22 protein-coding genes and 1 riboswitch are annotated in these 23,224 nt (G+C 61.2%); of the genes, 11 read left to right on the top strand and 11 right to left on the bottom strand.

Translation table 11 applies throughout. The features are described from left to right. Positions 1-72 precede the first annotated feature (72 nt). On the bottom strand, positions 73-987 hold the full coding sequence (locus AC0IYN_RS12480) for a LysR family transcriptional regulator (protein ID WP_101273388.1): 915 nt from the start codon (positions 985-987) through the stop codon (positions 73-75). 144 nt (positions 988-1,131) lie between these two features. Here AC0IYN_RS12480 and trhA point away from each other — a divergent pair, with 144 nt between their 5' ends. Further along, positions 1,132-1,749 carry a PAQR family membrane homeostasis protein TrhA gene (gene trhA, locus AC0IYN_RS12485; protein ID WP_034116211.1) on the top strand — a complete coding sequence of 206 codons (618 nt, stop codon included), beginning with the start codon at positions 1,132-1,134 and terminating at the stop codon, positions 1,747-1,749. A 91-nt stretch (positions 1,750-1,840) separates the two neighbouring features. Here trhA and AC0IYN_RS12490 read toward each other — a convergent pair whose 3' ends face one another. After that, the gene (locus tag AC0IYN_RS12490) at positions 1,841-2,743 is read right to left on the bottom strand and encodes a LysR family transcriptional regulator (protein ID WP_406596630.1); all 903 of its coding nucleotides are present in this window, start codon (positions 2,741-2,743) and stop codon (positions 1,841-1,843) included. A gap of 108 nt (positions 2,744-2,851) precedes the next feature. Here AC0IYN_RS12490 and AC0IYN_RS12495 point away from each other — a divergent pair, with 108 nt between their 5' ends. Genes AC0IYN_RS12495 through AC0IYN_RS12505 form a run of 3 tightly spaced genes read left to right on the top strand, consistent with a single transcriptional unit; the run spans position 2,852 to position 5,371 of the window. Further along, the gene (locus AC0IYN_RS12495) at positions 2,852-4,075 is read left to right on the top strand and encodes a D-amino acid dehydrogenase (protein ID WP_406596631.1); all 1,224 of its coding nucleotides are present in this window, start codon (positions 2,852-2,854) and stop codon (positions 4,073-4,075) included. Positions 4,076-4,084: 9 nt separating this feature from the next. Next, on the top strand, positions 4,085-4,435 hold the full coding sequence (locus AC0IYN_RS12500) for a RidA family protein (RefSeq protein ID WP_099493109.1): 351 nt from the start codon (positions 4,085-4,087) through the stop codon (positions 4,433-4,435). Between the two features lie 33 nt (positions 4,436-4,468). Further along, on the top strand, positions 4,469-5,371 hold the full coding sequence (locus AC0IYN_RS12505; RefSeq protein WP_471841607.1) for a transporter substrate-binding domain-containing protein: 903 nt from the start codon (positions 4,469-4,471) through the stop codon (positions 5,369-5,371). 3 nt (positions 5,372-5,374) lie between these two features. On the opposite strand, the gene AC0IYN_RS12510 is transcribed toward AC0IYN_RS12505, so the two are convergent. Continuing rightward, positions 5,375-6,094 carry a 16S rRNA (uracil(1498)-N(3))-methyltransferase gene (locus AC0IYN_RS12510; RefSeq protein WP_406596633.1) on the bottom strand — a complete coding sequence of 240 codons (720 nt, stop codon included), beginning with the start codon at positions 6,092-6,094 and terminating at the stop codon, positions 5,375-5,377. Between the two features lie 127 nt (positions 6,095-6,221). Next, positions 6,222-7,628, bottom strand: a complete 1,407-nt coding sequence (locus AC0IYN_RS12515; protein ID WP_406596634.1) for an adenosylmethionine--8-amino-7-oxononanoate transaminase — start codon at positions 7,626-7,628, stop codon at positions 6,222-6,224. A 273-nt stretch (positions 7,629-7,901) separates the two neighbouring features. On the opposite strand from AC0IYN_RS12515, the gene AC0IYN_RS12520 reads away from it, so the two are divergent. Then, positions 7,902-8,453 (top strand): cytochrome b, encoded by a 552-nt coding sequence (locus tag AC0IYN_RS12520; protein WP_078050533.1) that lies wholly within the window; start codon positions 7,902-7,904, stop codon positions 8,451-8,453. Between the two features lie 32 nt (positions 8,454-8,485). Then, positions 8,486-9,064 (top strand): YceI family protein, encoded by a 579-nt coding sequence (locus AC0IYN_RS12525; RefSeq protein WP_406596635.1) that lies wholly within the window; start codon positions 8,486-8,488, stop codon positions 9,062-9,064. A gap of 158 nt (positions 9,065-9,222) precedes the next feature. Here the strand turns inward: AC0IYN_RS12525 and AC0IYN_RS12530 are convergent, their stop codons facing one another. The 5 genes from AC0IYN_RS12530 to ahcY all read right to left on the bottom strand — a co-directional run bounded on the left by AC0IYN_RS12530 (position 9,223) and on the right by ahcY (position 15,779). Beyond that, on the bottom strand, positions 9,223-11,109 hold the full coding sequence (locus AC0IYN_RS12530; protein ID WP_406596636.1) for a DEAD/DEAH box helicase: 1,887 nt from the start codon (positions 11,107-11,109) through the stop codon (positions 9,223-9,225). A 221-nt stretch (positions 11,110-11,330) separates the two neighbouring features. Further along, entirely contained in the window at positions 11,331-12,122 is a 792-nt protein-coding gene (locus AC0IYN_RS12535; RefSeq protein ID WP_406596637.1) for a substrate-binding periplasmic protein, read from the bottom strand. A gap of 63 nt (positions 12,123-12,185) precedes the next feature. Then, on the bottom strand, positions 12,186-13,268 hold the full coding sequence (locus AC0IYN_RS12540; RefSeq protein WP_457239392.1) for a hypothetical protein: 1,083 nt from the start codon (positions 13,266-13,268) through the stop codon (positions 12,186-12,188). Between the two features lie 83 nt (positions 13,269-13,351). After that, positions 13,352-14,197, bottom strand: a complete 846-nt coding sequence (gene metF / locus AC0IYN_RS12545; RefSeq protein ID WP_406596639.1) for a methylenetetrahydrofolate reductase [NAD(P)H] — start codon at positions 14,195-14,197, stop codon at positions 13,352-13,354. Between the two features lie 172 nt (positions 14,198-14,369). Next, positions 14,370-15,779, bottom strand: a complete 1,410-nt coding sequence (gene ahcY, locus AC0IYN_RS12550; RefSeq protein ID WP_406596640.1) for an adenosylhomocysteinase — start codon at positions 15,777-15,779, stop codon at positions 14,370-14,372. Between the two features lie 21 nt (positions 15,780-15,800). Further along, positions 15,801-15,907: riboswitch (S-adenosyl-L-homocysteine riboswitch) on the bottom strand. 198 nt (positions 15,908-16,105) lie between these two features. Between ahcY and AC0IYN_RS12555 the strand changes: the two genes are divergently transcribed. The 3 genes from AC0IYN_RS12555 to AC0IYN_RS12565 all read left to right on the top strand — a co-directional run bounded on the left by AC0IYN_RS12555 (position 16,106) and on the right by AC0IYN_RS12565 (position 19,484). Next, entirely contained in the window at positions 16,106-16,510 is a 405-nt protein-coding gene (locus AC0IYN_RS12555; RefSeq protein WP_003194988.1) for an acyl-CoA thioesterase, read from the top strand. Between the two features lie 98 nt (positions 16,511-16,608). Continuing rightward, positions 16,609-18,525, top strand: coding sequence for a patatin-like phospholipase family protein (locus tag AC0IYN_RS12560; RefSeq protein WP_457248339.1), 1,917 nt, complete (start codon positions 16,609-16,611; stop codon positions 18,523-18,525). A 71-nt stretch (positions 18,526-18,596) separates the two neighbouring features. Continuing rightward, complete coding sequence (locus AC0IYN_RS12565) at positions 18,597-19,484, top strand: formate/nitrite transporter family protein (RefSeq protein WP_458376038.1); 888 nt, start codon at positions 18,597-18,599, stop codon at positions 19,482-19,484. On the opposite strand, the gene AC0IYN_RS12570 is transcribed toward AC0IYN_RS12565, so the two are convergent. Further along, positions 19,478-20,737, bottom strand: a complete 1,260-nt coding sequence (locus AC0IYN_RS12570) for a cation:proton antiporter (RefSeq protein WP_458376037.1) — start codon at positions 20,735-20,737, stop codon at positions 19,478-19,480. The two genes, AC0IYN_RS12565 and AC0IYN_RS12570, sit on opposite strands and share 7 nt — an antisense overlap. Positions 20,738-20,942: 205 nt before the next feature. Here AC0IYN_RS12570 and AC0IYN_RS12575 point away from each other — a divergent pair, with 205 nt between their 5' ends. Further along, positions 20,943-21,329: an MAPEG family protein gene (locus AC0IYN_RS12575; RefSeq protein WP_010207167.1), complete on the top strand. Its 387-nt coding sequence runs from the start codon at positions 20,943-20,945 to the stop codon at positions 21,327-21,329. 128 nt (positions 21,330-21,457) lie between these two features. On the opposite strand, the gene mltA is transcribed toward AC0IYN_RS12575, so the two are convergent. Then, positions 21,458-22,642, bottom strand: coding sequence for a murein transglycosylase A (mltA, locus tag AC0IYN_RS12580; protein WP_406596643.1), 1,185 nt, complete (start codon positions 22,640-22,642; stop codon positions 21,458-21,460). Between the two features lie 129 nt (positions 22,643-22,771). On the opposite strand from mltA, the gene AC0IYN_RS12585 reads away from it, so the two are divergent. Beyond that, on the top strand, positions 22,772-23,221 hold the full coding sequence (locus AC0IYN_RS12585) for a c-type cytochrome (protein WP_471841621.1): 450 nt from the start codon (positions 22,772-22,774) through the stop codon (positions 23,219-23,221). Positions 23,222-23,224: the final 3 nt, after the last annotated feature.

Here is a 23,224-nt window from a genome sequence, read left to right on the forward strand (position 1 = left end):
GGAGCCTGGCTTGCCGGCGATGGCGTCCTTGAGATCGCTATCGCCGGCAAGCCGGGCTCCTGCAAGATTGGGTCAAACCTGCCGATTGGCGTACATCCGACACTCCGCCAACAGCGCCAGCAAGTTTGGATCGCGCTCCTTGGCCTTCAGGAACACCACGCCAATATGCTGCTGCAACCGGTACCTGGGTTGCAGCGGTATCAGCTTCACGCGGTTTTCATACACCGCCGCAATCCTACCTGGCAGCAGTGCATAACCCACGCCCGAGCTGACCATGCTCAGCAGCGTGAAGATGTCATTGACCTGCATCGCCACCTTCGGCTCGAACCCCGCCTGCTTGAATACGCGATTGCCATCCTGGTGCGTGGCGAAGCCTTGGGTGAGGGTGATGAAGGTCGCGTCGCGCACGTCGGCAAGGTCGATCTCACGCTCGCGGTCGAAGGGGGAATCGGCGGGGGTGGCGAGGAAAATATCATCGGAAAACAGCGCAATCTGTTCGCAGTCGGGGTCGTTGGCGTGTTCGTCCAGGGAGATGAGGATCGCGTCCACTTCCATGTTCTTGAGCTTGTAGAGCAGGTCGAAGTTGGAGCCCAGGATCAAGTCGATGTTGAGTTCGCTGCGGCGGATCTTCAGGCCCATGATCAATTGCGGCACGGTTTTCACCGTCAGCGAATACAGCGAGCCGAGCTTGAAGCGCTCGGCGGAAAAACCGGCGGCTTCGCGGGTGAGGCGCACGCTGTCGACCACATCGGCGACCAGTTTTTGCGCGCGCTCTTCCAATACGTAGGCGCTTTCCAGCGGCGTGAGGTTGCGCCCTTCGTGCTTGAACAGCGGGCAGCGCAGGGCATTTTCCAGCGAGTGGATGGCGCGGTGCACGCTGACGTTGCTGGTTTGCAGCTCGGCGGCGGCGCGGGCCAGGTTGCCGGTGCGCATGAACGCCAGGAAGATTTCCAGTTTCTTGAGGGTGAATTCTTCGTCGATCAGCATGGCCGTGGCTCTTGTTCGAATGCTGTCGATTGTGCCCGCAAAACCGCACGGCGTCCTCGGAACGTCATAAGCCGCTTGCACTCTTATGCGCAAGGCAGGACGCTTGCCGGTCAGTGCTTAACGATTACAGGAGGCCAGTGACAGATGTACCACGGGGAGCGCTTCAACGCCTGGAGCCATTTGCTCGGTGCAGTCGCGGCGTGTATTGGCGCCGTGTGGATGTTGGTGGTGGCGAGCCTGGACGGCAGCCCCTGGAAGATCGTCAGCGTGGCGATCTATGGTTTCACCTTGATGGTGCTGTACAGCGCGTCCACCGTGTACCACAGCGTGCAGGGGCGCCGAAAAGAGATCATGCAGAAGGTCGATCACTTTTCGATCTACCTGTTGATCGCCGGCAGCTACACGCCGTTTTGCCTGGTGACGCTGCGCGGGCCGTGGGGCTGGACGCTGTTCGGGATTGTGTGGGGGCTGGCGGTGATCGGCATCCTGCAGGAGATCAAGCCGCGCTCCGAGGCGCGCATCCTGTCGATCGTGATCTACGCGGTGATGGGCTGGATCGTGCTGGTGGCGGTCAAGCCGTTGATGGCGGCATTGGGTACGGCAGGGTTTATCTGGTTGGCGTCGGGCGGCGTTTTATACACCGTCGGCATCATCTTTTTTGCCTTGGAGGATCGCCTGCGCCACTCCCATGGGATCTGGCATTTGTTTGTGATCGGCGGGAGTTTGCTGCACTTCGTGGCGATCATGCATTACGTGCTGTAACCATCACCTAGGAGCCGGCTTGCCGGCGATGGCGGCTGCTAGGTCGCAGCAGGGCTCAAGGGGCTCATCGCCGGCAAGCCGGCTCCTACAGTTATAAGCGTTCCAGCAGGTCACGGGCGCGTTGGCCAAAGATCTGCAGCAGATTGGCCAGCATGTGCGGCGGTGGTTCATCGGCGCGGGTGAGGGCGTACAGGGTAATCGGCAGCGGCGGCGTGAGTGTGCGGATGCACGTGGTGGCTGTCGAGGCACCGAGGGCAGTAAAGGGGTCGATTACTGTGAGGCCGGCGCCGGACTCAACCATGGCACGGGCCAGGGAGTAGGTTTGTACGGAGATCGTCACCCGTGGCGGTGGGTCGACGTTTTCCAGGTAGCTGTCGAGTTTCGCTGCCAGCGGGTCGGCGCTGGAAAGACCAATCAATGCGGTGCCTGCCAGGTCCGCCAGGGGTAGCGGCTGGCTCAGCTCGGCGTCGGACCAATAGCCTTTGGACGCCAATGCCACCAACACACCGTTGGCCAGCACTTGCGTGGTCAACCCCGGATGGCCGGAGAAGTTCAGCGTCAGCGCCAAGTCAATCTCACGCATCAGCAGCTTCTGCACCAGCTCGCGGCTATGGTCGCTGGACAGTTCGCAAGCCATGTCCGGGTAGGCGTGCTTCCACTCCAGAATCGCCGGCGGCAGCAGCGACAGGGCCAGCGCCGGGATCGCGCCGATGCGCACACTCTGGCCCGGTGCACGGCGCAGGCTCTTGGCCAGGCGGCGCACGCCTTGCAGGCTTTCGGTGACTTTCTCGACTTCGCTTTCCAGCGCCAGGGCTTCTGGCGTGGGCTGCAACTTGCCGCGCACGCGCAGAAACAGGGGGAAGCCCAGCTGCAATTCGGCGTGCTGCAACACCTTGGTGACGGCGGGCTGCGATACGTGCAGCAACTGCGCGGCGGCGCTGACGGAGCCGGTCTGGCGTATAGCCTGGAAGATTTCGATATGACGCAAGCGCATGGCGAGTCCATAACCTTTGTTTATAGGTGGTCCATCTTTATTCATTGTCGGTGGCCTGTCACCTGCCCCTAGGCTTGAGGCCTCTTGATTCAACGGCGGGCGGCAAAGATGGTGTGCATCATTGGCGGTGGGGTGATTGGTCTGGCCAGCGCTTACGCGTTGGTGCGTGCAGGTCACGAGGTAACGGTGATCGAGGCGCGCGAGACCCTGGGCAGCGAAACCAGTTTCGCCAACGGCGGGCAATTGTCCTATCGCTACGTGGCACCGCTGGCCGATGCTGGCGTGCCGCTGCAAGCCATTGGCTGGTTACTGCGCGGTGACTCGCCGCTCAAGCTGCGCCCACGCCTCGACCCCCAGCAATGGCGCTGGATGGCGGCGTTCCTGGGCGCCTGCCGTGGCTCGGTGAACAAACGCAATGCCGCGCACCTGCTGCGCCTGGCCTCCCTGAGCCAGGACACCTTGCAGCAATGGCGCGACGACGACCACCTGGACGGCTTCGACTGGCGACGCAACGGCAAGCTGGTGACCTTTCGCAACCCCAGTTCCTTTGAACAGGCGCGCAGCAAGGTCACTGATATCCTGCAACAGCAGGTGCTGTCTGCCGCCGATTGCGCGCGCCTGGAGCCAGCGCTGGCGGGCGGTGGATTTGTCGGCGGGATCTATACGCCCAATGAAGAGGTGGCCGATTGTCATGCCTTCTGCCAGCGATTAGCGGCGCGGCTGCAAGCGTCGGGGCGTTGCACCTTTTTGTTGGGGCGCAAAGTCACCAGGATTCGCCATGCCGAGGGCGCGGTACAGGCTATCGAGATAGGGGATGAAGTAATGCCGGTCGAACACCTGGTGCTGGCGGCCGGGTATCGCAGCGCCGAGTTGGGCGTGCCGTTGCCGCTGTACCCGCTCAAGGGCTACAGCCTCAGCGTGCCGATTGGCGCGCAACACCAGGCGCCGAACGTGAGCATCACCGACTATGACCGCAAGATCGTCTACGCGCGTATCGGTGAACAACTGCGGGTCGCGGCCATGGTGGACATCGTCGGCTTTGACGCCAGCCTCGAACCCAAGCGCCTGGCGCTGATAAAACGCCAAGCCCTGGAGACGTTTCCGCTGGCCGGCGATTATGCCCACGCGGTGGAATGGGCCGGTATGCGCCCGGCCACCCCGACCGGTGTGCCGCTGATTGGCGCGAGTGTCTACCGCAACCTGTGGCTGAACCTGGGCCATGGTGCACTGGGTTTCACCCTGGCCTGTGGCAGCGCCCAAGTGCTGGCCGAACTGATCGGCCAACACGTCCCTTCCATTGATATGCAGGGCCTATCGCCCCGCGCCGCCTGAGGATGTGCCATGACCATCAACCGAATCAACAGCAACGAGCGTCTCTCGGGTGCCGTGACCTTCAAGGACCTGGTATTTCTCTCCGGCCAGGTGCCCGGTGACGGCCAGGATGTGGCGAGCCAGACCCAGGAGGTGCTGGACCGAATCGACGCGCTGCTGGCCCAGGCGGGCAGTGACAAGGACCACCTGCTCAACGCCACCATTTACCTGAAGGACATCGGCACCGGTTTCGCACCGATGAATGCGGTGTGGTCCGCGTGGCTGTCGCCGGGCATGGCGCCCACGCGCACCACCCTGCAAGCGGAGCTGGCACGACCGAGCGTGCTGGTGGAAATCAGCGTGATCGCTGTACGTAAATAACTCAAACAATTCAAACAACAACGGAGCATAACAATGAAAAGAATCCTGTTGGCCGGCTGCACCCTGGGGCTTTTGTTCGGCGCACAGGTCCAGGCGAATGAAGCGCCCTTGGGCGGCACGCTGGGAAAGATCGGCAACGCCAAGTCCATCACCCTGGGCTATCGCGATGCGTCGGTGCCGTTTTCTTATGTGGGCGATCACAGCGGCAAACCCATGGGTTACTCGGTAGACCTGGCGAGCAGGATCGTCGAACGTATCCAGCAGAAAACCGGGGTGGCGAAGCTCAATGTGAAGTACAACCTGGTGACGTCGCAAACGCGTATCCCGCTGGTGCAGAACGGTACCGTCGACTTGGAGTGTGGCTCCACCGGTGTGACGGCTGAGCGCCAGAAGCAGGTCGCGTTCTCCTACGGCTTTATCTATGTGAAGGGCCAGTTGTTGACGGCCAAGGACAGCGGCATCAAAGGGTTTGCCGACCTGGCGGGCAGGAACGTGGTGACCACCGCGGGCACCACCAACGAGCGCTTCCTCAAGAGTTACAACGCCGAGCACAAGACCAACATGTTCGTGATCAGCGCCAAGGACCACGGCGAAGCGTTCAAGATGCTCGAAACAGGCCGCGCCGTGGCGTTCTACATGGACGACGCGTTGCTCTACGGCGAGCGCGCCAAGGCCAAGGACCCACACAACTGGGTCGTGGTGGGCGAGGAGCAATCGCGCGAAATCTACAGTTGCATGGTGCGCAAGGACGACCCGCAGTTTCTGGCGGTGGTCAACGAGACGCTCGCCGACCTGTACCGCAGTGGCGAGATCAATGGGATTTACCAGCGCTGGTTTGAACAGCCGATCCCGCCCAAGGGGCTGAACCTGGAGTTTCCGATGACCAGCGAGCTCAAGGCGATCATTGCCAAGCCGGTCAGCGATCCCGTGGAGTAATCCCTAGAAGTCGCCCCACAACTGTTGGGCGACTGCCAACGCCACCACCGGCGCCGTCTCGGTACGCAGCACGCGCGGGCCGAGGCGGGCGGCGTGGTAGCCGGCACCCTGCGCGGTGTCGACTTCGTTGTCGGTCAGCCCGCCCTCGGGTCCGATCAGAAACGCCAGGCTCGACGGCTTGGCATGGCTGACCATCGGCTCGGCCACCGGGTGCAGCACCAGTTTCAAATCCGCCTCGGTCTGCTTCAACCAGTCCGCCAGCAAGAGCGGTGGGTGAATCACCGGCACCGTGGAGCGCCCGCATTGTTCGCAGGCGCTGATCGCCACTTGGCGCCAGTGCAGCAGGCGTTTGTCGGCGCGTTCATCCTTGAGGCGCACTTCGCAGCGCTCGCTGAAAATCGGCGTGATTGCATTGACGCCCAGTTCGGTCGCCTTCTGAATCGCCCAATCCATGCGTTCGCCACGGGACAGGCCCTGGCCGAGGTGGATGTGCAGCGGCGATTCGGCCTGGCCCGCAAAGCTTTCGGTGAGTTGCACGGTGACGCGCTTTTTACCGACTTCCAGCAGGCTGCCCAGGAACTCCTGGCCCGAGCCATCGAACAATTGCACGGCATCGCCTTCGCCCATGCGCAGCACGCGACTGATGTAGTGCGCCTGGGCTTCGGGTAGCTCATGGTCGCCGAGGCTGAGCGGGGTGTCGGTAAAAAAGCGGGACAGTCTCATTTCTGTTCTCTGGAAAATGGGAGCGATGACAAACCCCTGTAGGAGCCGGCTTGCCGGCGATGGCGGCTGTAAGCTCGCTGCAAGGCGTAAAGGCCTCATCGCCGGCAAGCCGGCTCCTACAAGGGGGCTAGCCCGGGTCGCGGAAATCGGGGTGGAAATTGTCTGGAACGGCAACACTGACCTTGCTGTTGGTGGCGATATCGATGCCTTCGCTGGCGACTTCGGCGAGGAAGTCGATCTGCTCCGGCGTGATCACATAGGGCGGCAGGAAATACACCACGCTGCCCAATGGACGCAACAGCGCGCCGCGCTCCAGGGCGTGCTCGAACACCTTCAGGCCACGGCGTTCCTGCCACGGGTAGGCGGTCTTGGTGGCTTTGTCCTGCACCATCTCGATGGCCAGCACCATGCCGGTCTGGCGCACTTCCGAGACGTGAGGATGGTCCACCAGGTGCGCGGTGGCCGTGGCCATGCGCTGGGCCAGGGCCTTGTTGTTCTCGATGACGTTGTCTTCTTCGAAAATATCCAGCGTCGCCAACGCCGCCGCACAGGCCAGCGGGTTCCCCGTGTAGCTATGGGAATGCAGGAAGGCGCGCAGCGTCGGGTAGTCGTCGTAGAACGCGCTGTACACATCTTCGGTGGTGACCACGGCCGCCAGCGGCAGGTAGCCGCCGGTGAGGGCCTTGGACAGGCACAGGAAGTCCGGACGGATGCCGGCCTGCTCGCAGGCGAACATCGTCCCGGTACGGCCGAAGCCGACGGCGATTTCATCGTGGATCAGGTGCACGCCGTAGCGGTCGCAGGCTTCGCGCAGCAGCTTGAGGTACACGGGGTGGTACATGCGCATGCCGCCGGCGCCCTGGATCAGCGGTTCGATGATCACGGCGGCGACGGTGTCGTGGTGCTCGGCGAGGGTCTGCTCCATCACCTGGGCCATCGTGCGCGAGTGGTCTTCCCAGCTCACGCCTTCGGGGCGCAGGTAGCAATCGGGGCTTGGCACTTTGATCGTGTCGAGCAGCAGCGCCTTGTAGGTCTCGGTGAACAGCGGCACGTCGCCCACCGACATCGCGGCGATGGTTTCGCCGTGGTAGCTGTTGGTCAGGGTGACGAAGCGTTTCTTGTTCGGCAGGCCACGGTTGAGCCAATAGTGGAAGCTCATCTTCAGCGCGACTTCGATGCACGACGAGCCGTTGTCGGCATAGAAGCAGCGGGTCAGGCCCTCGGGTGTCATCTGCACCAGGCGCTCGGACAGCTCGATCACCGGCTGGTGGCTGAAACCGGCGAGGATCACATGTTCCAGTTGGTCGACCTGGTCCTTGATACGCTGGTTGATACGCGGGTTGGCGTGGCCAAACACGTTGACCCACCAGGAACTGACAGCATCGAGGTAGCGCTTGCCTTCGAAGTCTTCCAGCCAGACGCCTTCGCCGCGCTTGATCGGGATCAGCGGCAATTGCTGGTGGTCTTTCATCTGGGTGCAGGGATGCCACAGCACGGCGAGGTCGCGTTGCATCCACTGGTTGTTCAAGCCCATCGGTTATCTCCTCGAAGCGGTCCTGCGGCGGGCGCAGGTGAAACAATCGCGCAAGCCTATGCAATGGTGGCGCGTGTCACAACCTATTGTGAGTGAATTCGCGGTAAACACAGGACGGTCTGTCACGTTTCTTAGGAATAGTCCTTAATCCGTCGTTAACTTATTGTGCCTAGGCTCCAGATCGTATTTCTCGATATTTCAAAGCGAAATTTTCCGCTTTAATTCGATAGGTAAATCGCTAGTCTTGGGCACAGCTCTTACGGGATTTGGGACATGCAGCTACGTAATTCATCGGCCCGCTATGGTTGGGTCAGCATTGTTTTGCACTGGGGCGTCGCCCTGGTGGTGTTTGGCCTGTTCGCCCTGGGCTTGTGGATGGTCGGCCTCGACTACTACAGCGCCTGGCGCAAAGACGCGCCGGACCTGCATAAGAGCATTGGCATCACGCTGTTCGCCATCATGCTGGTGCGTATTGTCTGGCGCCTGGTGAGCCCACCGCCACCACCGCTGGCCAGCTACAGCCGCATGACCCGTATCGGTGCTGCATTTGGCCACGCGTTCCTTTATCTCGGGCTGTTTGCCGTGATGATCGCCGGTTACCTGATTTCCACCGCAGACGGTGTCGGTATCCCGGTGTTTGGCCTGTTTGAGATTCCTGCCGTGGTTTCCGGGCTACCGGACCAGGCAGATAACGCAGGCCTGGTACACCTGTACCTCGCCTGGGTGTTGGTGGTCTTCGCCGGCTTGCATGGCGTGGCTGCGTTCAAACACCACTTCATTGACCGTGATGCGACCCTGGTTCGTATGCTGGGGCGCAAAGCCTGATGTTCAACCTCGACTCACAAGGAATAGAAAGCATGTTGAAAAAGACCCTCGCCGCTCTGGCAATCGGTACTGCCCTGCTGTCTGCAGGTCAGGTGATGGCGGCTGACTACAAGATCGACAAAGAAGGCCAGCACGCCTTCATCGACTGGAAAATCAGCCACCTGGGCTACAGCTTCATTCACGGTACCTTCAAGGATTGGGATGGCACGTTCAGCTGGGATGCAGCCAAGCCAGAAGCCAGCAAAATCGCGGTCGACGTGAAAACCGCCAGCCTGTGGTCCAACCACGCAGAACGTGACAAGCACATCGCCAGCAAAGACTTCCTGGACGTTGCCAAGTTCGCTGATGCCAAGTTCGTGTCCACGGCGGTCAAGCCTACCGGTGAGAAAACTGCAGACGTGACTGGCGACCTGACCTTCCACGGCGTGACCAAGCCAGTGACCTTCAAGGCTACCTTCAACGGTGAAGGCAAGGACCCATGGGGCGGCGAACGTGCTGGCTTCAACGCCACCACCACCGTCAACCTGAACGACTTCGGCATCAAAGGCCCAGGCCCGTCCTCGCAGACTGTGGACCTGGACATCTCGCTGGAAGGTGTGAAGACGAAGTAATGCTTCGTATGTAGGAGCCGGCTTGCCGGCGATAGGGCCTCACGCCCTGCGGCGTTCCAACGAACGCCATCGCCGGCCAGCCGGCTCCTACAGTTTTAAGAGCACAAAAAAATGCCCCGTCTCGAAAGAGGCGGGGCATTTTTTATCGGCGTTGAAAATCAGCGATTGCGGGTCAGCAGCGCTGGTTTTTCACCACGAGGACGGCCTGGCAGTTGATCCAACTGCTCGGGTGTCGGGAAGCGGTCAGCTTTCGACTCCTTGTGGATGATCTTCGGGGCCGGACCACCGCGCGGGTTCTGCACCGCCGGTTCGGACAAGCGAGGCTGGTCATCACGGGCCGGGCGGCGGTTGTTGCTGCGCGAGTCGTCGCGACGGGCCTGGCCGTCACGGGGTGCGCCGTTGCGCGGGCCGTTGCGCTTGGCAGGTGGCGTACCGGTGGTGCCGCCGCTGCTGTTGCGCGGGCCGTTCTGGCGACCGCCTTGTGGCTGGCCAGTGCGTGGAGCACCTGCACCCGCGCCTTGTGCCGGGGCACCTGGACGGCGGCCACGGCCCTGGGCCGGCTTGGCCTGGGGCACGTAGTCAACGCGGTTGCCGAAGTTATCCACGTCGTCGTCGAGGAACTCGTCCGGCGCACGGTCGGCTGCAGCGCGTGGTGGCTGGCTCGGCTGGCGCTGTTCGCGGGCCGGGGTGCCTTCACGGGGCTTCTGCTCACGGGCTGGGCGTTCGCCACGGCCGTTGGTAGGCGCTTTTTCCTTGCCGCCCTTGTCCTTGCCCTTGTCGCGACGACCACCGCCGCCACCGCCGCCATTCGGGCCATCGCCCTTCGGACCACGTGGGTTGCGCGGGTTGCGCACGTCCGGACGCTCGCGCGCTTCTGGCTTTTCGGCCTCCACGGCGCTGGCATCGAAGCCCATCAGGTCGCCGTCGGCGATTTTCTGCTTGGTCATGCGCTCGATGCTTTTCAGCAGTTTTTCTTCGTCCGGCGCGACCAGGGAGATGGCTTCACCCGAGCGACCGGCCCGGCCAGTACGGCCGATACGGTGCACGTAGTCTTCATCGACGTTTGGCAGCTCGAAGTTGACCACGTGCGGCAGTTGGTCGATATCCAGGCCGCGGGCGGCGATATCGGTGGCAACCAGGATGCGCACGGAGCCGGCCTTGAAGTCGGCCAGGGCCTTGGTGCGCGCGTTCTGGCTCTTGTTGCCGTGGATGGCGACGGCGGTGAGGCCGTGCTTGTCCAGGTACTCGGCCAGGCGGTTGGCGCCGTGCTTGGTGCGGGTGAACACCAGCACCTGTTCCCACGCGCCGGCGGTGATCAGGTGAGCCAGCAGCGCACGCTTGTGGCTGGCGGCCAGGCGGAAGACGCGTTGCTCGATCCGCTCGACCGTGGTGTTCGGCGGCGTGACTTCGATGCGCTCCGGGTTGTGCAACAGCTTGCCGGCCAGGGCGGTGATGTCCTGGGAGAACGTTGCCGAGAACAGCAGGTTCTGACGTTTGGCCGGCAGGCGGGCGAGGACCTTTTTCACATCATGGACAAAGCCCATGTCGAGCATACGGTCGGCTTCGTCCAGCACGAGGATTTCCACGTGGGACAAGTCGACACTGCCCTGGCCGCACAGGTCGAGCAAACGACCCGGGCAGGCCACCAGTACGTCGACGCCACGGGACATGGCCTGAACCTGTGGGTTCATGCCGACGCCGCCGAAGATGCAAGCGCTGACGAACTTCAAGTCGCGGGCATACAGCTTGAAGCTGTCGTGCACCTGGGCTGCGAGTTCGCGGGTGGGGGTCAGGACCAGTACGCGTGGTTGGCGCGGGCCGTGACGCTGGGATTTGTCCGGGTGACCGTTGGGGAACAACCGCTCCAGAATCGGGAGGGCGAAGCCGCCGGTTTTACCAGTACCTGTCTGAGCCGCAACCATCAGGTCGCGACCTTGCAACACGGCGGGAATGGCCCGCTGTTGCACCGGAGTAGGCTCGGTATAGCCCGCTGCCTCGATGGCGCGGACTAAAGCCTCGGAGAGACCGAGGGAAGCAAAGGACATGAGTAATCCTGTTTTAGTTAGGGCTTGGCCCAAAGGGATAATCTTGCCGGGCGTGAATGGCGCTTAGGGGAGCGCAACCCCGTCCGGTCCTGCTGCGTCTGGCGGGCACTCCGCCGGCTCGCGCGGGCTGAAAGCTGCGCTGTAGCGGGGTTGGGTGCCTTTTTCAAGACCTCAGCGGCCGGGCGTGAGCCTGGCGGAAAGGCCGGAGTATAACAGAGCAATCACGGCGCGCTGCTTTCCTGCTGCTCAACGGTGCGTCCAGACCCCGTATTCGCCTGGATTCCACCATATTTGGCGCTCAATGCGCCATAGGCCGGTTCCTGTTTGAAGCGTTTGAGCTCGGCGGCGAACCGTTGTACCAGTAGGTCCATGCCCGCGCCACGGCGTACTGCGAGGAACTGCGGCTGGCGGCTGACCACTGCCGGCGCCTGGCTGACCTTGCCCTCCAGGCCCAGCGCCTTGATCACATGCTGGCCCACTCGACGGTCGGTGATCACCATGTCGATGCGTCCCAGCATCAATTTGCCGAAGTTGGCCTCATGGCTGGGGGCCGGTTCGCGGTTGAACAGGCTGGAGTCGCTGAATTCTGCACCGTACAGGTAGCCCGGCGAGGTACCGACGGTAAGGCCGCGCAGGTCTTCGAGGCTTTGGGCAGGGTGGGGACGTTCATTGGCATAGAAGAGCACGAACTCGACTTCCGACAGCGGTTCGCTGGGGTACAGCAGCAAGGCGTCGCGGTCATGGCTGTGGAATATATCCAGCGCTCCGTCGGCCTGGCCCTGGTCGAGCATGACCAGGCAGCGCTTCCAGGGCAGGAACTGCCATTGCACGTCCACCCCCAGGCGCTGGAACACGATCACGGTGGTCTCGTAGTCCAGCCCCTGCATGGTGCCCTGGTCCTCATACACGTAGGGCGCCCAGGGCTCAGTGACAATGCGCAGTTTCTCGCCATAAGCGGCCAGGCTCAGGCAAGTGAATAAGGCAGCAGTCAACAGCTTCAGTATGACGGGCATGCCCTGAGGTTACGACGCCCCGGCGTTAAAGAGAAGCTCTGCCACAAGCATCTGCGGGCGATGCTATTTAGTCTCTGAGGTCATCAGGTGTTCGTAGATGGCTGCGCGTCGCTCGCCGAGAATCAGGCGCACCAGCGGGTTGGCGAACCAGTGTTCCAGTTGGTGTGCGTCAACCGGGCATTGCTGGCGCTCTTCCTGATTCTGTCGCGCTTTGTCCCACCAAACCGGGCCACAGGCCTGATCGAACTCGTTTTCGTGTTCATAGCAGCCGTAGAGAATCTCGCGGATAAATTGCTGTTTGCGCTTGGGCAGCGCCAGGGTGATCAGCTTGTACATCAGGCGCTGCAGACGCGGTGGGCGGGGCAGGTGGGCGGACACCTTGCGGGTATCGGCCAGCGCCTCGGCACAGGTGGGGGCGGCGGCATGCTTGCTGATCCAGGCCCTGACCTTTGCGCGAAACAGCTGTTTGCGGCTCCAATAATGATGGATCAGGTCCGGGCACTGCCGCACGTTGACGTGACGGTATGCGGCAACCGACAGGCAGAACTCTTCCAGCGTGTAGGCACCTTGGGCCATTGGAAACAGCTCGTCCATCAGCTCGATCGAATGATCCAGCAGGTGCGCGTCCTGCCGGGCCATGCCCATGACGCCGGAGTTGAGCAGCCACATATCGTCGTCGGCGACACCTTTGTCGGCCAGGTGCTTGGCCAGGGCTTCGTACAGCACGCTTTCGCGGTTATCACCGTATTTGGCGTGGAAAGCATTGCACAGCAGGGTGCCGGGGGCGACGCGTTCGAACAGCGCCATCGGCGAGTCGTGAAAAAACGTGTCGGTATCGATCAACAAGGCCCGTTCGGCTGTTTCCAGCACTTGGCGCAACAGCACATGTTTGGTGCGGAAATGGTAGCCGTGGGGCTCGCTCCAGCGTTTGCGCGTGGCGTCATCCAGGGTGTGGACCTGCACCGGCAAGCCCGCGTAGGGCGCTGGGTTGTCGCTGAACACCTGGATGTCCAGCGGCATGTTCGCGGTGCCGCCCAGGTGTGACAGGGCGCTGGCGATGCTGAATACCGCTTCCTGATGATAGGTCTCGGCCCCGAATACCAGGTAAACCAGCTGAGGGCGGTGAGTCAGTGACGCTGTATTCATTTACTGCAGGCATCCATTCCAGGGAGAGATAAACAAAAAAAGCCCCCGTATAAACGGGGGCCTGGGGGCTGCTTGAACAGACCTCAGCGCGGCAGCTTGAGGTTGTTCCAGATCGCCAGGCTCGGTTCAGCCTGGTTAAGGGTATAGAAGTGCAACCCTGGTGCGCCACCTTGCAACAATTCTTCACACATTGTGCTGATGACCTGTTCGCCAAACGCCTGGATGCTCTTGACGTCGTCGCCATAGGCTTCCAGTTGCTTGCGCACCCAACGTGGGATCTCGGCACCGCAGGCGTCAGAAAAACGCGCCAGCTTGCTGTAGTTGGTAATCGGCATGATGCCCGGCACGATCGGGATGTTCACACCCATGGCCCGTACACGCTCGACAAAGTAGAAGTAGCTGTCGGCGTTGAAGAAGTACTGGGTGATCGCGCTGTCGGCGCCGGCGTTGGCCTTGCGCACGAAATTGTGCAGATCGTCTTCGAAGTTTCGAGCCTGGGGGTGCATCTCCGGGTAAGCCGCCACTTCGATATGGAAGTGGTCGCCGGTTTCTTCACGAATGAAGCTCACCAGGTCATTGGCGTAGCGCAGCTCACCGCTGGCCATGCCCATGCCGGACGGCAGGTCGCCACGCAGGGCGACGATGCGCTTGATGCCGGCGGCCTTGTATTGCGTCAGCAGGCTGCGCAGGTCGGCCTTGCTGTCGCCCACGCAGGACAAATGCGGAGCGGCGGGAACTTTGACTTGGCTTTCCAGCTGCAACACGGTGTTGATCGTGCGATCGCGGGTCGAGCCACCGGCGCCGTAGGTGCAGGAGAAGAAGTCGGGGTTGTAGCTGGCCAACTGCGTGGCAGTCGCCATCAGTTTTTCATGCCCAGCATCGGTCTTGGTCGGGAAGAACTCGAAGCTGTAGCGACGGTCTTGGGACATGGTCGTATCCTTGGAAACTCAAAAGCCTGAAAGACGTGCGCAATTCATATAGGAGCTGGCTTGCCGGCGATGCAGGCGCCTCGGTGGCTCAGCAAAATCGAGGTGAAGCCATCGCCGGCAAGCCAGCTCCTACAAGAGCCCGCCTTCACACGGAGGGCGGGCAGCAGGCATATCAGTAGCGGTAAGCGTGCGGCTTGAACGGACCTTCAACGGTCACGCCGATGTAGTCGGCCTGGGTCTTGGTCAGTTGAGTCACGACGCCGCCGAAGCCGCGGACCATTTCCAGGGCCACTTCTTCGTCGAGTTTCTTCGGCAGCACTTCCACGGTCAGGCGCTCGGCTTTCTGGGCTGGCGACAGGTCGGCGTATTTCTGGCCGAACAGGAAGATCTGGGCCAGTACCTGGTTGGCGAACGAGCCATCCATGATGCGGCTTGGGTGGCCGGTAGCGTTGCCCAGGTTAACCAGGCGGCCTTCAGCCAGCAGGATCAGGTAGTCATCGTTCTGTGGGTCGAAATCACCCGCACCGGTACGGTGAACCTTGTGTACCTGTGGCTTCACTTCTTCCCATGCCCAGTTCTTGCGCATGAAAGCAGTGTCGATCTCGTTGTCGAAGTGACCGATGTTGCAGACCACGGCGCGCTTCTTCAGGGCTTTGAGCATGTTCGCGTCGCAAACATTCACGTTACCGGTGGTGGTGACGATCAGGTCGATCTTGCCCAGCAGGGCCTTGTCGATGCTGGCTTCGGTGCCGTCGTTCTGGCCGTTGATGAACGGCGAAACCACTTCGAAACCGTCCATGCAGGCTTGCATGGCGCAGATCGGGTCAACTTCGGAGACTTTGACGATCATGCCTTCCTGACGCAGGGACTGGGACGAACCCTTGCCCACGTCACCGTAGCCGATCACCAGCGCTTGCTTGCCCGACAGCAGGTGGTCGGTGCCGCGCTTGATGGCATCGTTCAGGCTATGACGGCAGCCGTATTTGTTGTCGTTCTTGCTCTTGGTCACCGAGTCGTTGACGTTGATGGCCGGGATTTTCAGCTCGCCCTTGGCCAGCATGTCCAGCAGGCGGTGTACGCCGGTGGTGGTTTCTTCGGTCACACCGTGGACGCGGTCGAGGATCTGCGGGTACTTCTTGTGCAGCAGCTCGGTCAGGTCGCCGCCGTCGTCGAGGATCATGTTGGCATCCCAAGGCGCGCCATCTTTCAGGATGGTTTGCTCCAGGCACCACTCGTACTCTTCTTCGGTCTCGCCTTTCCAGGCGAATACGGCGATACCGGCAGCAGCGATGGCGGCAGCGGCCTGGTCTTGGGTTGAGAAGATGTTGCAGGACGACCAACGCACTTCGGCACCCAGGGCAACCAGGGTTTCGATCAGCACGGCGGTCTGGATGGTCATGTGGATGCAGCCGAGGATCTTCGCGCCCTTGAGCGGTTGCTCAGCGGCGTACTTGCGACGCAGACCCATCAGGGCCGGCATTTCGGATTCGGCGATAAAGGTTTCGCGACGGCCCCAGGCAGCGAGGGACATGTCGGCGACTTTGTAGTCGTTGAAATCTGCAGGCGTGATTACAGCGCTCATAGAGAGCCTCCATTCGTAGTGTGCGAATGGGCGCCGTTGTGCGTTTAGTATCAGGCCAGGTGAACCAGGCCGGACAACGCCCCATCCGAGCCTGACAGGTTGAACCTGCTGCAGCGCCCCTCGGACAGGTGGCGGGAGAACGGTACCAATTGAAGATGACCGTTTTGAAGCGGGGGCGATTATAGCCGTGTACGCGGCACATCCCAAGCCTTTCTGTCGGCCATATGAAGATCGCGCATGGGCTTGATAGGCAATGGCGCATAGAGCTTGGGGCCGGGCTCTGCCATGATGTTGACCATCATTTCGCAACATGCTTTGGAGTGACCATGAACTTCCACACCCGCAAATGGGTAAAACCCGAAGACCTCAACCCCAACGGCACCCTGTTCGGCGGCAGCCTGCTGCGCTGGATCGACGAAGAAGCGGCCATCTACGCCATCGTCCAGTTGGGCAACCAGCGCGTCGTGACCAAGTACATCTCCGAAATCAACTTTGTCAGCGCCTCGCGCCAGGGCGACATCATCGAACTGGGCATCACGGCCACCGAGTTCGGCCGCACCTCCATTACCCTGACGTGTGAAGTGCGCAACAAAATCACCCGCAAAAGTATCCTGACGGTAGAGAAAATGGTCTTCGTCAACCTCGGTGAAGACGGCCTGCCAGCACCTCATGGCCGCACCGAGATCAAGTACGTGAAAGACCAGTTCAAGGACGACAGTCTTCCCGAGTAACCCAGGCCCGGGTTGATTTGTTTTACCAAATCATTCCGGGTGGACCCATCCCAGGCTCTCGCGTCACTCAGGACTACATCCTGTAGAGAGAGCCGTGTATGAAAGTGTCCAGTTCTAATGCCAATTTTCAGTCTCAACGGTCTGAAGGTGTCGATAAAGATGTAAAGACCTCTCTGGTCAAAAGCGTAGGCGAGCGCAAGGTGAGCCTTGTTCGCTCCAGCGATGGCCGGGTGGAAGTGAGCTTGTCGCCGCCGCCGCTTGCACATTTGGTATTGAGTGGCGGTGGGGCGAAGGGGATTGCGTTCCCCGGCATGGTCCGGGCGCTTGAAGACCACCAGGCATTGGGCGGCGTAAACGTAATTTCCGGCTCATCCGCAGGCGCGATCTCTGCTGCGTTGCTGGCCAGTGGCATGGATGCCAAGGCCTTTGAAAAGTTGTCGAACAGCCTCAACCTGCCTGAATTGCTGAACAGCAAAAACCCGCTGATTGCCAAGCTGCAGAATGCCAGTGCTGAAATTGGCAAATGGGCGGGACGCTTGCCTGGGCCGGCCGGCAACATTGCGCAATTACTGTTCACCCTCCTGCCGCGTCTGCAAACCGAAGCGCAACCGCTTGAAGACTTGATTGGCAGTGAAGCGCGCAAGTCGCTGCTGGCACAGATGGCAGGAACCTCTCGGGAAAGCCGGCCAGATGAAGTCATGAAGATTGCCGACCGGCTCAGTGCGGGGAAGGGGCCGACTTTTCGCGACATAGAGGTGTTGAGCCGCCACATTCCGGCGGTCAAGCAGCTCAATATCACGGGTACCGGTATGTTCGATGGCCGGCCGCAGTTGGTGGTCTTCAACACCAGCACTACCCCGGAGATGGACATTGCCCGGGCGGCCCATATTTCCAGCTCCTTGCCAGGTCTGTTCAAAAGCCCGAAGGAGCAAGGCCACGCCTTTCAGGAGCATGCTGAGCAAACGGCATTTCAGGATGGTGGGCTGCTGGTCAATACACCGTCTACTGCGGTGATTGATCCGTCTTTTCCAGAAAGCCCCCTGAGCAAGACCGAGTCGCTGGTCGTCAGGTTCGAATCCGATAACCCGGAGCCTGCAAAGGGTGGCAGCGTTGTGAGTGGCCTGGTCGATACCCTCATTGGTGTCTCGCATGCGGCCGCCGTGGGGTATCAGGAAGACAAGCTCATGGCCCAGGCGGACCAAACCGTCGTGTTACCGCTGAAGTCCGACAAGGGCGATTTTCGCGGCATGCTGGGCGGCACGGTTAATTTCACCATGACCGACGATCAGAAAACGCATTTGCAGGCATCGGCGCGTACGGCGGTAGGCGCGCACCTGGAAAAGCGTGCCGAGCTACGTGAGCGCTACCCATTTCAGTCATTGGACGACGCTGTATTGGCCATAGACGATGAAATGCTGGCGAGCGTTGAGAATGATCTGAGGAAAGATCCCGCCGCCAAGGATGTGCTGATGTTTCGCCAGAGCGCGCAGCAAGCCATGCAAGCGATGGATGTCGCCATTACCGAAGCCAATCAGGCCAGTGACAAGCTGACGGTGACCCCCAAATTGGCGGCGGCGTTGCGTAACCTCGATGCGCTGGTACGGCGTCCCGAGCATGTCGAATGGTTGGGACGGCGTCTCAACGCAGCCGGCAAGCCAAATTTTCAGCAACTCCTGCAAGTCATGAGCAAGCAGGCACCTGGCAACGCAGAGCCGTTGTCGAAGGTTATGACGAGCGCGGTTGCGCAGATGAAAAGGCGCGATCTCGCGGTTAAATCCGAAAACTTCACACGGGAAGTCATTTACCCGTCGCTCTATCGTCCGGGCCAGCCGGCGGCCAACGTCGAGCTGCTACGAGGTGCGGCACGTGACTTGGCGGATGCCAAGACGCCACAGGCGTTCAACACCGTGCTCGACGGCATCGTCAAAAACTACCAGGCGCGCAATAAACCCTGGAGTGCTCCGATCAGCTCTACCACGGTGGAAGCGGCCAAGGCCTGGCGCATCCCGGTTTAGTTGCCTGGCCACTGAACAGCCATCGTCGCGGCGTGTCGTAGCTACAGGCACCCCTCGGACTCTGGAACATCATGGCCACCAACGCAGACGGCAAGACCCCCAACCTGTCGCAGGAAGAGCAACAGGATGTCGACAAGAACCAGCCACCCCGCGCGGCGGTTTTGCATGAAATCATCCGTACCCAGGGCGATCAGGAACTGGAGCGCAGTGTCGCCGCCTTGTGGTGGTCGGCACTGGCCGCCGGGCTGACCATGGGGCTGTCGCTGATGGCGATGGGATTGCTCAACTCGCGCCTGCCGGAAGGCGAAGCCTTCAAGGTGATCGCCAGCTTTGGTTACTGCGCAGGCTTCCTCGCGGTGATCCTCGCGCGCCAGCAATTGTTCACCGAAAACACCCTGACCGCCGTGCTGCCGGTGATGAGCAAACCCACACTGGGCAATGCCGGAAGACTACTGCGGCTGTGGACAGTGGTGCTGGTGGGCAACCTGTGCGGCACCCTGCTGGTGGCGTATGTGATGCTGCACCTGCCGATCTTCGACACCAAGACCGACCTGGCCTTCCTCGAAATCGGGCGCAAGATCATGGAGAACGATGCCGGCCAGATGTTCGCCAAGGGCATTGTGTCGGGCTGGATGATCGCCACCATGGTGTGGATGATCCCGTCCATGGAAAGCGCCAAAATGTGGATCATCATCCTGATCACCTACCTGATGGCCCTGGGGGATTTCACCCATATCGTCGTCGGTTCGGCCGAGGTGTCGTACCTGGTGTTTGCCGGCGAATTGCCGTGGAAGGATTTCTGGCTGGTGTTCGCCGGGCCAACGCTGGCGGGTAATATCATTGGCGGCAGCTTTATCTTCGCGCTGATCAGCCATGCGCAAATCCGCAGCGAGGGCAGTTTGCCGGGTAAAAAGGCTGCGGAACCGAGGCATCCGCAGCCGATCGACAAGGATCAGTGAGCGTCAGGCACGGCCTGGGGCTCGTCCCGGGTTACGCGCTTGACCAGCTTGCCGATGCTCAACCCCTGCAACAGGATCGACGACAGCACCACGATGTAGGTGATGCTCAGCAGCAGGTCGCGCTCCGGGCCCAGTGGCAGGGCCAACGCCAGTGCCACCGAGACGCCGCCGCGCAGGCCGCCCCAGGTCAGGATGCGGATGGTCCCGCGTGGCACCGTGCGCCAGCGACGCAACAGCAGGATGGCCGGTGCAACCGTGAGCAGGCGCGACAGCAGGATCGCCACGGCCAGCAGGCTGGCGGCGAACACGTGCAGCCAGTTGAACGGCAACAGCAGCAGCTCCATGCCGATCAGCGCAAACAGCAGCGCATTGAGCATGTCGTCGAGCAATTCCCAGAAACCATCCAGGTAGCGACGGGTCATGTCATTCATCGCCAGCTTGCGGCCCAGGTTACCGATGATCAGGCCGGCGACCACCATCGCAATCGGCGCCGAGACGTGCAGCTCAGTAGCCATCGCCGAACCGCCGATGACCAGGGCGAGTGTCAGCATCACCTCGATCTGGTGCTGCTCGATGCTCTTGATCATCAGATAAACGAGGTAGCCGATCAGACCCCCGAACACCACGCCGCCAATCGCCTCATGGGCAAACAACATGGCGGTGGCGCTCACGGTCGGCGTTTCGCCCAACTGTGCAATGCCCAGTAAAACGGTAAACACCACCACCGCCGTGCCGTCGTTGAACAGCGACTCGCCGACGATAGTGGTCTTCAGGGGCTTGGAGGCGTTGGCGGTACGCAGCACACCCAGCACTGCAATCGGGTCGGTGGGGGAAATCAGCGCGCCGAACAGCAGGCAGTAGAGGAAGCTCACGTGCCAGCCAAACAGGGCAAAGATGTAATACGCCAGGCTGCCGATCACCACGGTCGCGATCAATACGCCGAAGGTTGCCAGCAGGCCGATGGGCCAGCGGTAGCTGCGCAGGTCGTTCAGGTTCACGTGCAGGGCGCCGGCGAACAGCAGGAACGAGAGCATCCAGTTCATCAGCAAATCGCCGAAGTCGATCTGGCCGATCAGTTGCTGGATGCGTTCCTCAAGACCTGGGTAGCCGAGAAAGCTCAAGCCTTGCAGGATCAGCGAAAACACCAGGGCCGTGACCATCACGCCGATGGTGGGCGGCAGGCCGATAAAACGGAAATTCACATAGGTGAGCAGGGTGGTGAGGCAAATAAAAGCGGCGACAAGTTCAAGCATCCGGGGTCCTTGGAAGTTGGGTGGGACAGCGTTGATGGGGGATGGACCGCAGCAGCGGCGCGATGTTGCAAGGCCTAGGGCAAATCACCGATAGAACCTTTGCGGGGCTGGCGGCTCATAGCGATGGGTGCGGCTTTGTCTATTTAGTGCTAAAACTCTAAATTCTGCCTCGAACTCAAATAACAATCTGAATAAGGAATCAGTGATGACGGTGGCCTTCTGGTGTGTGTTGATCGCAATTTTCCTGCCTTACCTGTGCACGGGGGTGGCCAAGTTCAGCGGTGGCAAGTTCGGCCCTCGGCAGAACCACGATCCTCGCGCGTTCCTGGATACACTCGAAGGGTTTGCCAAACGCGCCCACAGTGCACAACTCAACAGTTTTGAAGTCACGCCGGCCTTTGCGGCTGCAGTGATTATCGCGCACTTGGCCGGCACGGCCGAATTGGTGACCATCAATGTGCTGGCCGTGCTGTTTATCACCAGCCGCCTGCTGTACATCATCTGCTACCTGGCGGACTGGGCGATGCTGCGTTCGCTGGTGTGGTTCGTGGGGATGGCGTTGATTGCGAGTTTCTTCTTCGTCTCGATCTGACGGGTTGATGAAGATCCCCTGTGGGAGCGGGCTTGCTCGCGAATACGGAGTGCCAGTCAGTACATAGGGGGCTGATACACCGCATTCGCGAGCAAGCCCGCTCCCACATTTTGGATTTTCAGCGTCCCTTAGTTCCCCGCGGGCGCATCCGGCACGTGGGGCAACGCTGCACCCTTTGGCCACAACATCCAGATCTGCCCCTGCTGCTTCATATTCCCAGCCAGTTCACCCGCCGCATCGCCGGTGCCCCAGAACAAATCTGCACGCACTTCACCCGTGATCGCACCACCGGTGTCCTGCGCAGCCACCGGGCGGGCGATGGGGGTACCATCCGGCTTGGTGGTCGAAAGCCACAACAGGCTGCCGAGCGGAATCACCTTGCGATCCACCGCCACGCTGTAGCCTGCGGTCAACGGCACGTTCAGAGAACCACGCGGGCCTTCGTTACTGTCAGGCCGAGCGCTGAAGAACACATAGCTGGGGTTACTCGCCAGCAGTTCCGGAATGCGTTGCGGGTGTGCCTTGGCCCAGGCACTGATGGCGCCCATGGTCACGTCTTCTTTCTTCAACTCGCCCTGTTCCACCAGCCAGCGGCCGATCGGGCGGTAGGGGTAGCCGTTCTGGTCGCCATAACCGACGCGCAGTTGGCGCCCACCGGCCAGTTGAATGCGGCCCGAGCCCTGGATCTGCAGGAATTGCAGGTCCATCGGGTTGGTCAGCCAGGCAATCGGTTTGGCCGTGGAACCCTGGCCGTTGATGGCGCTGGCATCGTCGTAGGGCTTGAGCACGCGACCTTCAAGGCGACCGCGCAGGCGCTTGCCCTTGAGCTCAGGGTAGATGCTTTCGAGGTTGACGATGATCAGGTCGTCCGGCACGCCGTACACCGGCACGTTGGCGGTGGCGGTCTTGGTCAGGCTGCCGGGGTAGACCGGTTCGTAGTAGCCGGTGATCAAGCCGTTCGGGGTGTTGTCAGCCGAACGCAGGCCGAACACATCCAGGCGCTCCTTCAGAAACCCACGCACCGCCACGGCGTTGCTTGGCACCGTGGCGGCGGCTGCACAGGTCGCGCCCCACACCGGGTCGGCCTTGAGGCGTTGGCAGGCGCTGCGCCAGGATTCAAAACCGGCCAACAGGTCGCTGTCGGACACTGCCGGCAAGGCTTCCCATGGTGCATTCACATAGGTGGCAACGGCGTGGGGTTTGGACGTTTCATCTTTGGCTGTTTCTTTGCCCGCGTCGCAGCCGGCCAGCAGCGCGATCATCGGCAGAGCCCACGCCAGGCGGCGGCTCCAGGTTTTCAAAGTGACATTCATACACGCAATTCCTGAAGCGATTGCCCGCGCCGCAGCGCCTGGGGGCAACCCTTATTATTAATAGGGCTATTGGTCTTTTTGGGCGGGGCGAGGATACTGGCCGCCGTTTTCCGTGACCGCGAAGCCACCATGACTTGTAAACGACTGACCGTTGTACTGCTGGCCTGCCTGACCCTGTCCGCCTGTGGCGGCGTTGATCCGAACTCGCCACTGGGCCAGCGAAAGGCGATCTTCAAACAAATGCTCAAGACCGGTGAAGACTTGGGCGGCATGCTGCGCGGGCGTATTCCATTCGACGGCGCGAGATTCGCCGAAGGCGCGGTCAAGCTGGATGCGTTGTCCCATGAACCGTGGCAACATTTTCCAAGCGTGCGTGAAGAAGATCACACCAGCGCCAAGGACGACGTGTGGCAGAAACAGGCGCAGTTCCAGCAACTGGCCCGCAACCTTGAAACGGCCACCGGTGAATTGGTGACCGCCAGCCAGGTGCAGCCTTACAAGGCCAGTAACCTGGGCCCGGCGGTGCAGAAAGTCGAAGATGCCTGCAGCGCCTGCCATAAACAGTTCCGGGACCACTGACCG

It is taken from the genome of Pseudomonas sp. AC112 (genome assembly GCF_979253545.1).

What these genes read in the sequence shown, in the direction of transcription:
- AC0IYN_RS12510 (WP_406596633.1), bottom strand. Translation starts at nt 6,094, where the DNA reads ATGAGACTGTCCCGCTTTTTTACCGACACCCCGCTCAGCCTCGGCGAC.
- metF (WP_406596639.1), bottom strand. Translation starts at nt 14,197, where the DNA reads ATGTCCCAAGACCGTCGCTACAGCTTCGAGTTCTTCCCGACCAAGACC.
- AC0IYN_RS12525 (WP_406596635.1), top strand. Translation starts at nt 8,486, where the DNA reads ATGTTGAAAAAGACCCTCGCCGCTCTGGCAATCGGTACTGCCCTGCTG.
- AC0IYN_RS12520 (WP_078050533.1), top strand. Translation starts at nt 7,902, where the DNA reads ATGCAGCTACGTAATTCATCGGCCCGCTATGGTTGGGTCAGCATTGTT.
- ahcY (WP_406596640.1), bottom strand. Translation starts at nt 15,779, where the DNA reads ATGAGCGCTGTAATCACGCCTGCAGATTTCAACGACTACAAAGTCGCC.
- AC0IYN_RS12535 (WP_406596637.1), bottom strand. Translation starts at nt 12,122, where the DNA reads ATGCCCGTCATACTGAAGCTGTTGACTGCTGCCTTATTCACTTGCCTG.
- AC0IYN_RS12555 (WP_003194988.1), top strand. Translation starts at nt 16,106, where the DNA reads ATGAACTTCCACACCCGCAAATGGGTAAAACCCGAAGACCTCAACCCC.
- AC0IYN_RS12570 (WP_458376037.1), bottom strand. Translation starts at nt 20,737, where the DNA reads ATGCTTGAACTTGTCGCCGCTTTTATTTGCCTCACCACCCTGCTCACC.
- AC0IYN_RS12565 (WP_458376038.1), top strand. Translation starts at nt 18,597, where the DNA reads ATGGCCACCAACGCAGACGGCAAGACCCCCAACCTGTCGCAGGAAGAG.
- AC0IYN_RS12480 (WP_101273388.1), bottom strand. Translation starts at nt 987, where the DNA reads ATGCTGATCGACGAAGAATTCACCCTCAAGAAACTGGAAATCTTCCTG.
- AC0IYN_RS12575 (WP_010207167.1), top strand. Translation starts at nt 20,943, where the DNA reads ATGACGGTGGCCTTCTGGTGTGTGTTGATCGCAATTTTCCTGCCTTAC.
- AC0IYN_RS12540 (WP_457239392.1), bottom strand. Translation starts at nt 13,268, where the DNA reads ATGAATACAGCGTCACTGACTCACCGCCCTCAGCTGGTTTACCTGGTA.
- AC0IYN_RS12500 (WP_099493109.1), top strand. Translation starts at nt 4,085, where the DNA reads ATGACCATCAACCGAATCAACAGCAACGAGCGTCTCTCGGGTGCCGTG.
- mltA (WP_406596643.1), bottom strand. Translation starts at nt 22,642, where the DNA reads ATGAATGTCACTTTGAAAACCTGGAGCCGCCGCCTGGCGTGGGCTCTG.
- AC0IYN_RS12515 (WP_406596634.1), bottom strand. Translation starts at nt 7,628, where the DNA reads ATGGGCTTGAACAACCAGTGGATGCAACGCGACCTCGCCGTGCTGTGG.
- trhA (WP_034116211.1), top strand. Translation starts at nt 1,132, where the DNA reads ATGTACCACGGGGAGCGCTTCAACGCCTGGAGCCATTTGCTCGGTGCA.
- AC0IYN_RS12505 (WP_471841607.1), top strand. Translation starts at nt 4,469, where the DNA reads ATGAAAAGAATCCTGTTGGCCGGCTGCACCCTGGGGCTTTTGTTCGGC.
- AC0IYN_RS12585 (WP_471841621.1), top strand. Translation starts at nt 22,772, where the DNA reads ATGACTTGTAAACGACTGACCGTTGTACTGCTGGCCTGCCTGACCCTG.
- AC0IYN_RS12530 (WP_406596636.1), bottom strand. Translation starts at nt 11,109, where the DNA reads ATGTCCTTTGCTTCCCTCGGTCTCTCCGAGGCTTTAGTCCGCGCCATC.
- AC0IYN_RS12490 (WP_406596630.1), bottom strand. Translation starts at nt 2,743, where the DNA reads ATGCGCTTGCGTCATATCGAAATCTTCCAGGCTATACGCCAGACCGGC.
- AC0IYN_RS12495 (WP_406596631.1), top strand. Translation starts at nt 2,852, where the DNA reads ATGGTGTGCATCATTGGCGGTGGGGTGATTGGTCTGGCCAGCGCTTAC.
- AC0IYN_RS12560 (WP_457248339.1), top strand. Translation starts at nt 16,609, where the DNA reads ATGAAAGTGTCCAGTTCTAATGCCAATTTTCAGTCTCAACGGTCTGAA.